Source organism: Methanosphaera sp. BMS, assembly GCF_003268005.1.
Taxonomy (GTDB): Archaea; Methanobacteriota; Methanobacteria; order Methanobacteriales; family Methanobacteriaceae; genus Methanosphaera.
Genome location: NZ_CP014213.1, coordinates 1404933 through 1421726 on the forward strand (window position 1 = coordinate 1404933; position 16794 = coordinate 1421726).

Annotated in this window: 5 protein-coding genes; 3 read left to right on the forward strand and 2 right to left on the reverse strand. The window is 34.2% G+C overall.

The window, feature by feature from the left end; all coding sequences use genetic code 11:
- Positions 1 to 61 precede the first annotated feature (61 nt).
- Both AW729_RS04860 and AW729_RS04865 read right to left on the reverse strand, forming a co-directional pair.
- Positions 62 to 8497: an S-layer family protein gene (locus AW729_RS04860; RefSeq protein WP_162685799.1), complete on the reverse strand. Its 8436-nt coding sequence runs from the start codon at positions 8495 to 8497 to the stop codon at positions 62 to 64.
- A gap of 362 nt (positions 8498 to 8859) precedes the next feature.
- Complete coding sequence (locus tag AW729_RS04865; protein WP_112124050.1) at positions 8860 to 13890, reverse strand: S-layer family protein; 5031 nt, start codon at positions 13888 to 13890, stop codon at positions 8860 to 8862.
- Positions 13891 to 15040: 1150 nt separating this feature from the next.
- Between AW729_RS04865 and AW729_RS04870 the strand changes: the two genes are divergently transcribed.
- The 3 genes from AW729_RS04870 to AW729_RS04880 all read left to right on the forward strand — a co-directional run bounded on the left by AW729_RS04870 (position 15041) and on the right by AW729_RS04880 (position 16669).
- Positions 15041 to 15538, forward strand: a complete 498-nt coding sequence (locus tag AW729_RS04870; RefSeq protein ID WP_112124051.1) for a hypothetical protein — start codon at positions 15041 to 15043, stop codon at positions 15536 to 15538.
- Between the two features lie 9 nt (positions 15539 to 15547).
- Entirely contained in the window at positions 15548 to 15733 is a 186-nt protein-coding gene (locus tag AW729_RS04875; RefSeq protein ID WP_112124052.1) for a hypothetical protein, read from the forward strand.
- A 363-nt stretch (positions 15734 to 16096) separates the two neighbouring features.
- A complete protein-coding gene (locus AW729_RS04880) occupies positions 16097 to 16669 on the forward strand; it encodes a J domain-containing protein (RefSeq protein ID WP_112124053.1) in 573 nt (190 codons plus the stop codon).
- The last annotated feature ends 125 nt before the right edge of the window (positions 16670 to 16794 follow it).

Below are 16794 nucleotides of genomic sequence, written 5' to 3' on the forward strand. Positions count from 1 at the left end.
TATATAAATTCAAAAATAAAAAAAATAGGTAAAAAATAAGAGGAGATTAATAAAATACTTATTAATTAAGTACTTTTATTTTTGTTGTAGTGTTACGTTGACTGGTGTATGCCAACCTGTCCTGCGTTACAACCTCCACATAATTATACACATTATATACAGGAATGTCAATATTACTTATTGAGAGTATTCCATCTACCGAGTAGTAGTACATAGGTTCTGTACCATTGGTTATGCTGAAGCCGTTAAGTTTTATGATAAACTTGTTAGGACCTTCAACGACATTTCCAAGATAGTCCCTGACTGTCACCTTCAAGGATAACTTATGTGTTTTGTTGTTAGCAGTGACATTAGATATGACAAGTGTCAGGTTGGATCTTTCAACCTGGAATGTCGGAGTCTGTGAAACCGTATCATAGTTTTTATTGTAATAGCCGGCGACAATCGTATGATTCTTAACTGCCATGGTTTTACAGTCCATGATACCTGCTATTCCAAGTGGTACCGTGTAGTTTATTGTAGCCACACCATTTACAAGTTTGACTTTTATCGTTTGATTATTTGCATCCTTGAGCGTTATACCATTTACCTTGAAGAATACGTACTCGTCAGGATATGCAGTAAGGTTGGTTGACTTCTTGCCGTTTGTCGTATCATATACCCTGGCCGTTATTGTCAGTACCTGTCCCTGTTTTACTACTTTTTTGCTTGTGGTAATTTCTATCGATGCATTTCTAGGTGCAATCTTTATATTGGCAGGACTGCTTACGGATGCATTGTATATGCTTGTTCCAATGTATGATGCCACAATTGTCTCGGCACTCTTCATGGTCACATCAGGTATTATTGTAGCTGTAGCAACACCATTTGTCACTTTCACCTTAAGTGGGTTATTTGAGCCTGAAAGTTTACCGTTGTCCTTAATTGTCACACCGTTTATTTTAAAGATAAGGTTTCCCTCATTTACCTTATTGTTGTTGGTATCGGTTACTGTAGCCTTAATTATTAATTTTTCACCTATCACACCACTTGCTGCAGTCATAACTGTTTTTGTATTGTATTTGTTTTGAACTGTTATCTTGGTAGTTGCAGTACTGTTATTGTCCTGGCCATTTCCCTTAAAGGTTGCGGTTATCGTTTGCGTCTCCACCTTGGTTGGAGTATAACTCATTGTAACTACTCCATCCTTGTTTGTGGTTACATTGTATGTTTTACCGTTGACATTTAAGGTTATAGGCTGATTTGCAAGCTTGTTGTTATTGCTATCAGTTAATGTAGCGGTAATTGTTATGGTCGTATTGTTTACAGGAGTACTGTTTGATACTTTAAGATCTATTTTCGTGTTAATCTTTTTGACTGTTATGTTTGCTGTTGCGGTACTGTTATTGTATTTACTGTCTCCTTTGTATGTTACGGTTATTGTCTGTTTTTCAACCTTGGTTGGAGTATAGCTTTGTGTAGCCACACCATTGCCATTGGTTTTTACATTGAATGTTTTACCAGCAACACTTAAAGTAACATTCTGATTAGCCAACTTATTACCACTTGCATCAGTAAGTGTAACGGTAATATTTATGGAAGTATTAAGTACTGGTGAAGTGTTGGATGCCTTGACTGCTAGTTTTGTATTACTCTTTGTAACCGTAATGTTTGTAGTTGCCGTACTGTTGTTGTATTTACTATCTCCTTTATATGTAGCGGTTATTGTTTGGGTTTCAACCTTAGTTGGAGTGTATGATTGTGTTACCACACCATTAGTGTTGGTTTTATTTGTAAAGGTTTTACCACCGACATTTATAGTTACGTTTTGATTTGCAAGTTTATTACCACTTGCATCAGTGAGTGTAGCCGTTATGGTAATGGCAGTACTGTTAACTGGTGTACTGTTGGATACTTTAACGGCGAGTTTTGTATTTATCTTCTTGACTGTTATACTGGTACTAGCTGTAGTGTTAACATATTGGCTGTCACCTTTATATGTAGCAGTTATTGTCTGTGTCTCGACCTTGCTTGGAGTGTAGCTTTGAGTTGCCACACCACTGGCATTTGTCTTAACGTTGAACGTCTTGCCACCGACGGTTATCGTCACGTTCTGACCGGATAACTTGTTACCATCCACATCAGTTAATGTAACTGTTATGTTTATAGGCGTACTGTTTACCGGCGTCGTATTGGATGCCTTTACTGATAACTTAGTGTTAATCTTCTTGACAGTTATCTTGGTTGAATTAGTACTGCTGTTGTATTTATCGCTTCCATTGTATGTGGCTGTTATTGTCTGTGTTCCCAGTGTCGTGTTTGGAGTATACTTCTGTGTTACCACTCCGTTTGCATTGGTTTTATTTGTAAATGTTTTACCGTTGATGTTTAATGTAACATTCTGATTGGCTAATTTCTTATTGTTTATATCTGTTAGTGTAGCGGTTACTGTTATTGCCGTATTGTTTACCGGAGTCGCGTTGGATACCGTGAGTGCAAGTTTCGTATTTATCTTCTTGGCAAGAATGTTTTTAGTAACATTGCTTTCATTGTAGCTGTAGTATCCATCATATTTAGCTGTTACCTTCGTCACGTTGGATGCTAAGGTGTAGTCGACTGTTGCTATACCATTGGAGTTTGTGGTTTTGTTGTATGCTTTACCGTCTACTGTTATGTTTAGCTTTTGACCACTGAGTAATTTACCGTCTTTGCCTTTTAATGTGAATGTTATCCTGACTTTATCACCCACCGTCGGGTTGGTGTTGTTTGTGGTTATTGTGATTGTCGTGTTGATTGTGCCGTCATCGAATATGTTCTTTATGATACTTACATCATCACCATAGGTGTATATTGTACTGTAGTATCTGGATGTTTTATCGTTGATATTATTTCTTATTTCAGCGGTTCCTGACTCGTCTACTATTGCACTTTCTCCACTTGCTGCCTTGTTGGTCTTGAAGGTATTGTTGTAGATTGTGGCGTTGCCCATGTTATGGATTGCACTTCCAATATTTGCAGTGTTATTCGTAAATACAGTCGTGTTGATGTTTAAGAGTCCGTCTTCATGATAAACTGCTCCACCACGATTATCTGCATTGTTGAATTCTATCGTGGAGTTGGTAATGTTTAGGTTAGTACCGTTCTCAGTATTGTAGATAGCACCACCATAACTGGCATTATTATATTTTAATGTACTGTCATTGATAAGAACATTACTGTAACAGTCCCCCATATCCTCTGTCAACTCAGATTCAGATACAGGAAGTACTGCATTAAATATTACTCCACCACAGAATGCCGTATTATTGTTTAATGTAGAGTTTGTTATGATAATATTGGAATAGACATCCCATTTTTCATCGGATTCTGCTGCTGACTTAATTGTCTTGGAAAGACCCAGCATCTGTTCTTGAGGCATTTCCAGTTTTGCATAATTAACTATTGCACCACCCATCATCTTTGCCGTGTTGTTTACTATGGTAGCGTTACTGATAGTCATGTTAGCATTATAATTTTCTATTGCTCCACCAAATGATGCATTGTTGTTTTCAATACGAGTATCATTTATGATTATATTACCGTACTCGTTTGAAATAGCACCGGCCTCAAATGCAGCATTATTTGTTATTGTAGAGTTTGATATGATAACGGTACCGGAATAATCCCCTTCTTCATCATCTGCCCTGTAGATACCTAGGATAATTTTACCGTTACCAAACGTAGCATTATTGCTTAATGCTCCACCATTATCAATAGCTGTGTTATTATTCAGGACGACATTAGTCATGTTCAAAATACCATTTTTGTTATATATCGCTCCACCATTACATGTTGCATTATTGTTTTCCAGCCTAGCAGAGTCAATACTCATATAAGCATTATTGTAGATTGCTCCACCATCAGATGTTGTACCGTTAACGTGATTACAGGTAAAGTTGGTGTTGAAAATGATTATGTCACCATCCTCATTGAATATTGCTCCACCACCACATTCCTGGAGAACTTCATCATCGGCAATTTCTTCACCCTCAAATGACGTGCCAGTGATTGAATTATTATTAAATATAGAACCTGTAATGGTTAACATTTCATCCCAATTGATTATTGCTCCACCAGTTAATTCTGCCGTGTTCCCGGTCAGGTTACTGTCAGTTATATATGCGGTAGCATCATTATCGATTGCACCGGAATTTCTTGCAGTGTTATTCTCAAAGGTACTATTTGTGATATTGACAATACCATAATTTTCTATTGCTCCTCCATAAGCATCTGCATTGTTATCATTAAAGTGACTGCTTATTATTGTTGCTAAGGCACCCTCCTCATTATATATTGCTCCACCTTCAACGCTTGCATTGTTATATTCGAATGTGGTATCAGCTATGCTAAGGATACTGTCATAAGTACTTTCTGTTTCTTCAGGGTTTTCCTGATTGGTTAATGTTCTTGAAGCAGATCTTGTACTATCCCATATTGGTCCGATAATTATTTCCACGATATTTTTTATGGCTCCACCATTAGCAGATGCCGTATTGTTTTTTAATGTACTATTTGTTATAGTTAGATTACCTGAAGTTTCTATTGCTCCCCCTGATTCTGCATTGTTGTTATTTAATTCGGATTTATCTGTTATATTCATAATACCAATATTTTTTATAGCTCCACCATATACTGCATTGTTGTTGTTTATCCTGCTGGCAATAATTGTAACGGTATTGTCAACGATTGTTTCATCATCAGCTTTAGGGATACTTGGCACAGCTACACCTTTGGCATTTCTCGTAGTTCCATCAGATAATTCATTATTTACATTATATATTGCTCCACCAGTTCCTGCCTCGTTATAGGTCATGTTTGTATCATTAATTGTTAAGTTACCCTTATCGTTGTAGATTGCTCCACCATCCACTTCAGCGATGTTGTTGTTTAGTGTTGTGGTTTTAATCGTCAAATTACCAGAATTGTATATGGCTCCACCATTACTTCTTGCATTGTTGTTTTCAAACAGTGAATAACTGCTGATATCTAATATTCCTCCATTTGATACTGCCCCACCTCTTGATGCGGCATTGTATTTGAATGTAGCGTTATCAAGGATTAAGTCAGCATAATTAACTATTGCTCCACCAGTAATGTCAGCGGTGTTGTATTCAAAGCTGGTGTCATTAATTGTTAATTTACCATTATTATCTATTGCTCCACCACTCCAGTAAGCCGTATTGTTATTGAAACAACTTTCTGTTATGGTAAACGTACCATCATTTTCTAATACGCCACCACTAAAGCCTGATGCATTGTTGTAACTGAATGTGGCTTTAGTGACATTTACAGTACCATTGTTATATATCACACCACTAGTATAGGCAGTATTGTATTCGAGAATAACATCCCTCATGGTTAAAGTACCTGTTTGGTTATTGTATATAGCTCCACCCTCATATGATGCATTGTTATGGGTTAGATTGGTATTGGTTAATGTTATCCTACCATAATTACAATTAGTTATTGCTCCGCCGGATTCTGCTTGGTTATAGTTTAGTCTTGAATCGGTAATGGTTAAATTAGCTGATCTGTTGTTGAATATTGCTCCACCATTTTCTTTTGCGTGGTTGTTTTCCAAGGTAATATTGTTTAATGTAAGAGTACCATTATTATCTATTGCTCCTCCATCATTTGCTGTGTAATTGGTAAGTGTGATGTTTTCTAAGGTTAAACTATAACCACTGTTTACATACATGAACTGATGAACATTTATACCGTCAAGCGTAAAGCCATTTCCATTTATTGTTAAATTACGGGTACTGCCGGTTGCATCAGCCCAGGTCATACTAGCTGTTGCATTGTAATTTCCAGGCAATAAGTTAATTGTATACTTATCACAGCTGGTGGACTTTGCATATTCAACTGCCGATACAAGAGCAGGATAACCAGATACAAGAACATCATCCCCTTCTATCTGTACATCCAGGATAAATGTGTTCATATTGAATTTTGTTTGATCTAATCCGTTTACAACTAATTTAATAGGGTAAAATCCGGCAGGTAAAACATATTCATTAAGATTGTTTCCGGTATATCTTGGAGTGCTTTCATCTGCCAAGTAAATGGCATAAGTAGCATCTTCCGGGATATAATTATCATTGTTATCTAATTGGATATAATTTTCATCGTTTATTTTGTAGTTTGCTGGAGTATTATTCTCAAAGGTTGAATTTGTACAAATAATATCACTATCAGTGCTGGTATCTATTGCACCCCCAACTTCCTTATTTTGTCCTGTTGCTATGTTGTGTATGAGATTGGAGTTGTTTATGGTAATAGTATCAGCAGTGTTGTATATTGCACCCCCATGTCCTTCATTTCGTCCTGTTGCGTTGTTGTGTGTGATATTAGAGTTGTTTATGGTAAGAGTACCACTATTGTAGTTGTATATTGCACCCCCTCGCCCAATATTTTGTCCTGTTGCTGTGTTTTGTGTGAGGTTGGAGTTGTTTATGGTAAGAGTACAACGATTGAAGTTGTATATTGCACCCCCATGTCCTCCATTTTGTCCTGTTGCGTTGTTGTGTGTGAGGTTGGAGTTGTTTATGGTAAGAGTACCACTATTGTAGTTGTATATTGCACCCCCATATCCAGAATATGTTTGTCCTGTTGCTGTGTTGTTTGTGAAATAGGAATTGGTTATGGTAACATTACCACCATTTATGCATATTGCACCCCCATATCCATCTCTTTGTCCTGTTGCTGTGTTGTTTGTGAAATTGGAGTTGGTTATATTAAGAGTACCATTGTTGTATATTGCACCTCCATATCCAGGAAATATTTGTCCTGCTGCGTTGTTGTATGTGAAGTTGGAGTTGATTATATTAAGAGTACCGGTGTTGTATATTGCACCTCCATTTCCAGGATATGATTGTCCTGTTACTGTGTTGTTTGTGAAATTGGAGTTTGTTACGGTAAGTGTATCTATGTTATATATTGCACCCCCATATCCAATACCTTGTATTGTTGCTGTGTTATTGTCGATGTTGGAGTCTGTTATGTTAATAATTCCATTGTTGTATATTGCAGCTCCACCTCCATGTTGTCCTGATACAATGTTGAACGTGAGGTTGGAGTTGGTTATGCTAAGAGTACCATTGTTGTATATTGCACCTCCATAATCACTTGATGTGTAGTTTGTTATTGTAACACTTTCTAGTTTTAGATTGTGTCCTGATGCTATCTTGATGAATTGGTATTCTTTCTTACCGTTGAGTGTCACACCATTACCGTTAATGGTGATATTTCTTGTAGCCGAATTGCTCCAATCTATACTAACGGTTGCATCATAATCTTCTCTTGGTTGTAGGTTAATTATCATATTTATGTATTGACTCTCTTTGGCTATATCTATTGCATTCACTAAAGCATCATACCCGTCTACATCTATCGTATCCGATATTATGTATTCATTGTTGATCCTATTTGTACCGTTTATAATTAGTTTAACTAGATGATTACCCTCTGGAATTGGAATAGTACTTAACTGTGCAGGGTTTGCATTAGTTAATTTTTCTTCACCATCTACCATTAGGGTGACTTGACTCATGGTGATATAATTATCGTTGCTTAGTAGTTGTATATTTCTTGTCTGATTTATGATGAAGTTTGCTGGGGTATTGTTGTAGAATATTGTGTTATTTATTTCTTCAATTGAATTCTGGGAAATGTAAATTGCTCCACCATATCTGTCTGCGTGGTTGTTTGTAAATTGTGTCTCGGTCACGAATAACCCACCATAGTCATTGTAGATTGCTCCATACATATATGCGTTGTTGTCTGTAAATTGTGTACCGGTCACATTTAAAGTAGCACCAAAGTTGTAGATTGCTCCAGCTTCGGTTGCACTGTTGCCCGTGAATTGTGTATCAATCACGGTTAAAGTACCCATCTCATTGTAGATTGCTCCCCCAAAGATGTTTGCGTTGTTGCCCGTGAATTGTGTACCGTTCAGGGTTAAAGTACCCTCTTTCTTGTAGATTGCTCCACCATCCCCTGTAGAATTACAGTTGGTGATGGTGAGGTTGTTAATTATAACCGTATGCCCCCTACTGATTTTTAAGAATTGGTGTTGGTTGGCTCCGTTTATCGTGTTTTTTTCTCCATTGATGGTAACATATGTGGGGTTAATAGAAATACTACCAGTAAGTGTTATGTTATTTTTAATATTGACTGTTACGTCGTCATCAGAGCTTGTCAATGCCTCGTTTAACTGTTGATATGTTTCTACATTATACTCTGGTGCGGTTTTCGTGTTTTTTTCTGTTTTTGTTATCTTATTACTTTTTTGTTCTACCGTCTTTTCTTGTACATCCATTGTGGGTGTACTTTTTTCTTGTATTGCTACTTCCACTGCTGCGGGTGTATCCGTGCTGAGTGTATCCGTTGACAGATCATTTGACACGTCACTTGCACTCACGACTCCTACCAGCAATACCAGTAGTGTAACAAATAGTATGGTTATGATTTTTTTCATTTTTCGTTCACATCTTTCTATTTTAATAATTTTCATAATAACATAGCATATGTTCATCTTTTCATAAAAACTGAACATGAAATTAGATTATATGATATTAAATTTTATTCTTATTTATAATAAACCTTTTCATTTTCATAAGTCTTAGATGAATAGATGAATCCTTGGTATTATCAGTAAAAAAAAAGTATTAGATATGTTCATGATTTTATTCTTTTCATAAGTCTTTGTGGTGTCTTTTCCCCCCGTTACAGGGGATTGAAATTTTATTAGGTATTCAAAGGCATAGATAATATGATGTTTTTGTCAAAAAAGTTTAAAAGAAGAAAAGAAGGGGGTTGAATGTCAAAAGGTATTACTTCTTAATTTACTACTCTTATCTTTGTCGTTGTGTTACGTTGTGACATATATGCTAGTCTATCCTGTGTTACGACCTCGATGTTGTTGTACTTGTTGTATACCGGTATGTCAATATTGTTTATCGTTAGTATTCCATCAACCGAATAGTAGTACATGGCTTGTGTACCGTTTGTTATACTGTAACCGTTGACTTTTATAACAAACTTGTTAGGACCAGCCACGACGTTTCCAAGGTAATCCTTGACTGTTACCTTCAGTGATAGTTTATGTGTCTTGTTGTTTACCGTAGCATTTGCTATTTCAAGTGTAATGTTGGATCTTTCAACCTGGAAGGTAGGAACCTGTGAAACCGTATCATAGTTCTTATTGTAGTAACCTGCTATCACCGTGTGGTTTTTAGGTGCCATGGTCGTACAATCCATTATACCAGCAATACCCAATGGTACTGTGTAGTTTATCGTTGCCACACCATTAACCAGTTTTACCTTAAGTGTCTCATTGTTGGCATCCTTTAGAGTTATTCCGTTTACCTTGAAGAAGACATATTCTCCATCATATGCTGTTAGGTTGGCGGACTTCTTACCGTTTGTCGTATCATATACCCTAGCAGTAATGGTTAACACTTGTCCCTGTTTGATTATCTTCTTGCTTAAGGTTATTTCAATCGTGGCATTTCTTGGTGATATCGTAATATTTGCAGGACTGCTTGCAGACTTGTTGTAGATATCCGTTCCGACATATGAAGCTGTAATAGTAGAGGCACTCTTCATGGACACGTCAGGTATTATCGTAGCGGTTGCCACACCATTAACAACCTTTACTTTTAATGGGTTAGATGATCCGGACAGTTTACCGTTATCCTTGATTGTCACACCATTTATTTTGAAGATTACATTTCCATCAGTAACTTTGGCATTGTTTTGATCAAGTACCGTTGCCTTAAGTGTCAGTTTTTCACCTATTACCCCACTGGAAGGAGTCATCGTTACCTTAGTGTTGTACTTGTTTATGACTGTTATCTTGGTTGTTGCCGTACTGTTGTTGTCCTGACTGTTTCCCTTGTATGTGGCTGTTATCGTCTGACTTTCTACCTTGGTTGGAGTATAGTTTAGCATAGCTACTCCCTCCTTATTTGTGGTTACGTTATATGTTTTACCGTTAACATTTAAAGTAACGACCTGACTGGCTAGCTTATTATTATTAGCATCTGTTAATGTAGCGGTTATACTTATCTGAGTATTGTTAACAGGCGTACTGTTTGATACCTTTAATGTGAGTTTCGTGTCAATCTTCCTGACTGTTATATTGCTTGTTGCAGTGCTACCCGTGTATTTGCTGTCACCATTGTAAGTAGCCGTAATTTTCTGTGTCTCTACCTTTGTAGGAGTATAACTTTGAATTGCCACACCATTACTGTTTGTTTTAACCGTGTATGTTTTTCCACCAACGGTTAATGTAACGTTCTGCCCTGATAATTTGTTACCGTTTATATCTGTAAGTGTAGCCGTAATATTTATGGAAGTGTTAAGTGTTGGTGTAGTGTTGGATACTTTAACGGCAAGTTTTGTGTTGATTTTCTTGACTGTTATACTGGTAGTTGCTGTACTGTTAACATATTTGCTGTCACCTTTATATGTAGCGGTTATTGTCTGTGTTTCTACCTTCGTTGGAGTGTAGCTTTGAGTTGCCACACCACTGGCATTTGTCTTAACGTTGAACGTCTTACCACCTACGGTTATTGTAACATTCTGACCGGATAACTTGTTACCATCCACATCAGTTAATGTAACTGTTATGTTTATAGGCGTACTGTTTACCGGAGACGTGTTTGATGCCTTGACTGCCAGTTTTGTGTTAAGTTTCTTAACTGTAATATTCGCTGTTGCGGTACTGTTGTTATGTTGGCTGTCGCCTTTATATGTTGCGGTTATTGTCTGAGTTTCAACCTTGGTTGGAGTATAGCTTTGTGTAGCCACACCATTGGTGTTTGTTTTAACCGTGAATGTTTTACCGGCAACTGTTAATGTTACATTTTGATTAGGTACTGCCTTATTATCGGCATCGGTAAGTGTAGCTGTGATAGTAATGGCAGTATTATTTACTGGTGTGCTGTTGGATACTTTGACTGCGAGTTTTGTATTGATCTTCTTGACTGTTATGGTAATTTTTGCTGAACTATTAATGTATTGATTATTTCCAGCGTATGCTGCAGTTATTGTCTGTTTTTCTACTTTGGTTGGTGTGTATGCTTGTGTTATGATACCGTTAGCATCCGTTTTAGCTGTAACATTTTTACCATTGATGTTTAGGGTTACGTTATGTCCTGATAATTTTTTACCGTTTACGTCAGTGAGTGTGGCTGTGATATTGATTGATGTATTGTTTATTGGTGTGCTGTTTGATACTTTGAGTGTTAGTTTTGTGTTTATTTTTTTAGCGTTTATATTCAGTGTTTGATTACTTACGTTATATATTCCGTTTCCTTCAAATTTTGCGGTTACTTTTGTCAGTGTTGAGTTTAATGTGTATTCAACTGTTGCAATACCGTTTGCATTTGTAGTTCTAGTATATGTTTTTCCGTCAACTGTGATTTTAAGTGTTTGACTTGCAACTGGTGTTCTTGTTTGATTTTCTTCTAGTAGGAAGGATATCTTGACTTTATCTCCCACATAAGGGTTGGTGTTATTGGTTGATATTGTAATTGTTGTATTTACTATTCCATCATCGAATATGTTTTTAATTATGCTGACATCTTCCCCCTTGGTGTATATTGTACCGTAATAGGTTGATGTTTCATCGTTGATGTTATCTTTAATTACGGCGGTTGCCTCGTTTATTATTGCCTTGCCTTTCATGTCTGCCTTGTTGGTCTTGAAGGTATTGTTATATATTGTAGCATTACCTGTGTTGTTTATTGCACTTGCATTAGGAGCCGTATTATTGGTAAATACTGTTGTATTAATGTTTATTGTTCCGTTTTCATTGATTATTGCTCCACCAGTGATATCTGCATGGTTGAATTCTATTGTAGAGTTTGTGATGTTTAGATTACTGGCGTTACTGTTAACTATTGCTCCACCATTCTTTGCCTTGTTATATTTAATTGTGGTGTCACTTATAATTACATTGCTTGTAATTTCAATTGTATCCGTAGAGCCAATCGGTGCAGTTTTCATGTTTTTTTCAAAGACAAATTCAATTTCAGGTAGTATTACAATGCTGCTTATAGCACCTGCCTCATCAGTGGCGGTATTGTTGTTTATTGTTGAATGGGTAATTGTTAAATTTCCATTTAAATTCCCAATAGCACCTATATTACTAGCATTGTTATTTTCCAAAGTGGTATTGTTAATGGTTATATTTCCCTGTGAGTTAAAGACTGCTCCCACATTTAATGCACTGTTATTTTTTAAGGTACTGTTATCTATTGTAATAACTGCACAATTATTCATAACTTCAAAAATAAATGGAAACATACTTCCCGATTGCATCGTTTCATAAATTGGTTCAAGCGTGTTAACTATTGCCCCACCTGTTAATGCTTCATTGTTTTCTAATGTAGTATTGTTAATGTTTACAATACCCCCTTCATTGAAGATTGCTCCACCATATTCAGCTGAGTTATCTCCTAATGTACTGTCCTTAAGGTCAATGATAACATAATCTTTTGGAGATATCGGATCATCGGATGCTGTTTTAATTGATTTCGTCCAATCTCCATACATATAAGGCATTAGATGATTGAAGATTGCACCACCCAATGGGGCCCCATTATTCTTTAATGTACTGTTTATAATTGTAATATTGGAATAAGTATCTTCCATACCATCTTCAGATAATGCAGCCTTAATTGTATTGGAAAGTGATGGTAGAGGACCATATCCACTATCTAAGTCATTGGCTATTGCCCCACCTGCCTTATTAGCTGTGTTGTTAATTAGGTTAGTGTCTTTTATAGTTATATTTCCAACATTGTATATTGCACCTGCTACGGTAGCATTGTTATCGGTAAAATTACATTTGACAATAGAAACATTATATTTATATGTATCATCTGCATTGTCACCTATTATGCCTGGAGTTTCTATTATACCACCATTATCTCCAATCGTATTATATAATGCTCCCCCTGTATCAGCAGTGTTATTTCTTAGGGTAACATGAGTCATGTTTAAATTACTATAATAATTGTAGATGGCTCCTCCCTTATTAGCACTGTTATGTTCTAGAGTAACATTATTTAAAGTTAGATTACCTTCCCAATTGTCTATTGCACCACCACAACTTGAATCTGCACTGTTATGTTCAAAGTAGGAGTCTGTAATAGTAAGATTACCCAAATTTTCTATTGCACCACCATCTCCACCAACGTTGTTATATGCAAATTTGGAGCCGGTAATAGTAATAACATGATTATTCAATATTGCACCACCATAATCAGCTGTGTTATTTGTGAAGTTGGAGTCGGTTATTATCAGTGTTCCCTCATTATATATTACACCACTCCATGATGAAGATGCATTTGTGATTGTGATGTTTTTTAGAATTAAAGTACAATCTTCACTTACCCAGAATACTTGTTGTTTTTGTCCATCAATTGTTTGTCCGTTTCCGTCAATAGTGACTTGTATATTTGGATTTTCTATAGTTATCACACCAGTACTTTCATAAGTACCCTGTTGTAATTTTATTTCTGTTGATGTTTCTAAGTTTTCAATCTTTTCCTTAAGATCAGCGTAGCTTGTTACTGTTTCAGGGTCTTGTTTAATGTCCTTGTTTGTTTCATCTTTTGTAATAGTCTTTGTTGAACTTTCTTTTATATTATCTTTTAGATTTTCATCTGTTTGTATATTATGTTTTATATTTATCTTATCTTTTACAGCATTTGTTTGTAATAATGCATGTGTATCTTGTACTATTTGTTCCTGCGTATCATCAATACTGTTTGTATCCTCCGATACTTCATTGGCATTTACTAGTCCAGCTAGCAGTACCAGTATTGAAAGAAATAGTATTATTTTTTTATATTTCATATTCAATTACATCCATATATTTTTCTTTTTAATCGAACAATTACTGTTCTTGATTATTTATAAGTCTTTTGTATAATATTAATTTTTCTAGTTTTTTTAAAGAATTAAAATACTTTAATTCATTCATTATATTCCCTAATAAGAGTAATTTTTCAATTATACAATAGATATATGAATATTCTTTAATTTAATATAATTCAAAGAATGCATCCCTATTTTTTTTCATAATCTGTTGTTATACTTTGTTTTATAGTTTTCATTTTTAAAATATAATCTATAATCACATCCATCTTTTTTCCAGTCATGATACTTTTTATCAAATGATTTTTGGATAAGTATAAAATCAAATTTAATAAAGAGGAATATATTTATAGATGAAAATCATATATAACTTTTTAGAGATAAAAAAATATTTTAACATTTAATCACCAGAATTTCATTATTATAATCCGGGTAATATTTTGTAAATAGTACCTTTCAATAATAGATAAGTGTTATTGATGGGATTATTTTTAAGGATATTTTTACTCAAGAAGTAAAACATTGCAAAAATAGCATTTTTAAAACATTACATATACATGTAATTGTTGATTTTTGATAGTTTAATGAGATTTGGAAAAACAGAGGAAAGAGGAAAATATTTATCATGATTTATCATAATTACATGGTAAAATCCATAATGATACATAATGATTTTGGACCCTTTGGAAAAATTTTACTTCGTTATAGTACAGTATAGCGAAGTAAAAAAATATTCCTAGAAATTTAGAAAAATAAAGCATGAACTTGCATCCATAGATAAAAACAATACCCAGAATGATTATGGATTGATACAAATAATACCCAGAATTTTGAAAAAATAGTCTCATTCAAATATTAATCCCATAACCAGTTATTTAAAAGTATAAGTGAGAACTGAGAATTAATAGGAAGTAAAACGATAATACTGTACATAAAATAATAGAAATAAGTAGAAGACTTTAATAATTATAGATAACTATTAAAAATAATAATAAAAAAAAACATTAAAATCTAGACAAAACACTTTTTTATAGAAGTAATACTATAAAAAATTAAAAAATCAAAACATTTATATATAACATGTAACATATTCCCTCTTGTAAAAAAGATTATGATAAAAAGAGATACCTTGAAAAATATTACAATAAATAATAAAAGATTTGAACTCAAATACCTCAATTTAATAAATCTGATTGAAAAAGAAGATGACAAAAGTAAATCTTACTTTAATAATAGTTTACTTATCTTAACTGTAGAGTCTACCTTAATAATCAGCTTATTATTAAATATAAACTGGAAAATGATTAGTTATTTTCATTTAATCATTATCTTATTTAATTTATTAATATTATTTTCAATAAATATCGGATTAAAATATTTTAAAAAATCCATTGACAACAAGGACATCATCACTATAGAACCAAGTGAAGAAACTGAAAAAATAAAACTTAGACCTGAGGACTATTTGACTCAAATCAATCTGGATTATGAAAAAAACAATTACAAAAATAGAGAAATATTAAATGATAAACGATTTGCCAATAATCAAGGAATAAAATTTTTAAGATATGGAATTATATACTTATCATTTTTCTTAAGTTATCTTTTGATTAACGTATTATTATAGGTGATTAAAATGATTGATAAAGAGAATTTTGACTGGGATGAATATTACAACACGCATCCCGACTATCAAAGACGTGTAGACATTTTAATGGATCCACGAGAAGACTATAAATATGCACCACCCCCATTACATGTGCAAATCAAGGAATTCTACCAGTCACTTAAAGAAAAAATAAATAAACTACGCTCCAAATAATCATAGATGAATATTCATCTAATCAATCCTTTTTTTAAAAGATTGAACTCAAGAAATAAACATTATTGATGAATCACAAGCCTATTTTTTTAATTTATTCATCAAATCAATTGAAACTTGACATGCAATATAGAAAAAAAGCAGATGGGTAAATTAATCTTAGCCAGAAACCATATAATACTATACTCTAATTCCAATATATATTCGTGTAAAAGTTGATTTAACCAAAATTTATATAAGTTTATGAAATAGGTAAAATTTCATCGTAAAATATACTATAAGCCAATTACATATAATATCATGAGAGTGAAATACGAAAAATAAAGAAAAAAAGTATGTGAAAAAATATTCGGAGGAACTAAAATGACCAAATATATTCAAGATTATTATGGCATATTAAATGTAGAATCAGATGCAGATAATGAAACAATTAAAGAAGCATATGAATGCAACATGAAAAAGTATCATCCTGACGTCAATAATGGTGCTAAAGCCCAGAAAAAATATGAATTAAGCCAGGAAGCATATGACGTATTATCTGATGGTGATAAAAGAAAAGAATATGATAAATTAAGGGAAAAAGCCTTAGCCAACCAAAAGAAAAAAGAAGAGAAAGAAAAAGCCAAACAGGACTTTGATTACGATAAATCAAGTAAAACATCATCCAAGAAAGGCAGATCATCATTCAAAGGCAAAAGGGGTTCTTCCTTCAAGGGTCGCGGAAGATCAAAAAGCAACCTTTCAAGTTCTTTTGATGTGTTGAAAGGTTTGGAAAAAGGAGGCAGTGTTTCAAAAGTTTTAGGTGCTGGAGTTAAAGCAGGAAACTCAGGTTCATTATTCTCATTATCCAAATTGATTTTAGGTGGTGCCGCTACTGCTTATGGTGTTAAAAAAGGAAGAGACTATGTAAATAAAGGTAGAAAAAACCAAAACTAACCACCCCTCACCTTCTTTTTACTTTAAAATAAACTTTTTTTATATAAAACTATATTAATGATGTTGTTTCTTTAATTTTAATAATTTATGATCCCATTATACCTATTGAATCATTAAATTGAATA

What these genes read in the sequence shown, in the direction of transcription:
- AW729_RS04865 (WP_112124050.1), bottom strand. Translation starts at nt 13,890, where the DNA reads ATGAAATATAAAAAAATAATACTATTTCTTTCAATACTGGTACTGCTA.
- AW729_RS04860 (WP_162685799.1), bottom strand. Translation starts at nt 8,497, where the DNA reads ATGAAAAAAATCATAACCATACTATTTGTTACACTACTGGTATTGCTG.
- AW729_RS04880 (WP_112124053.1), top strand. Translation starts at nt 16,097, where the DNA reads ATGACCAAATATATTCAAGATTATTATGGCATATTAAATGTAGAATCA.
- AW729_RS04875 (WP_112124052.1), top strand. Translation starts at nt 15,548, where the DNA reads ATGATTGATAAAGAGAATTTTGACTGGGATGAATATTACAACACGCAT.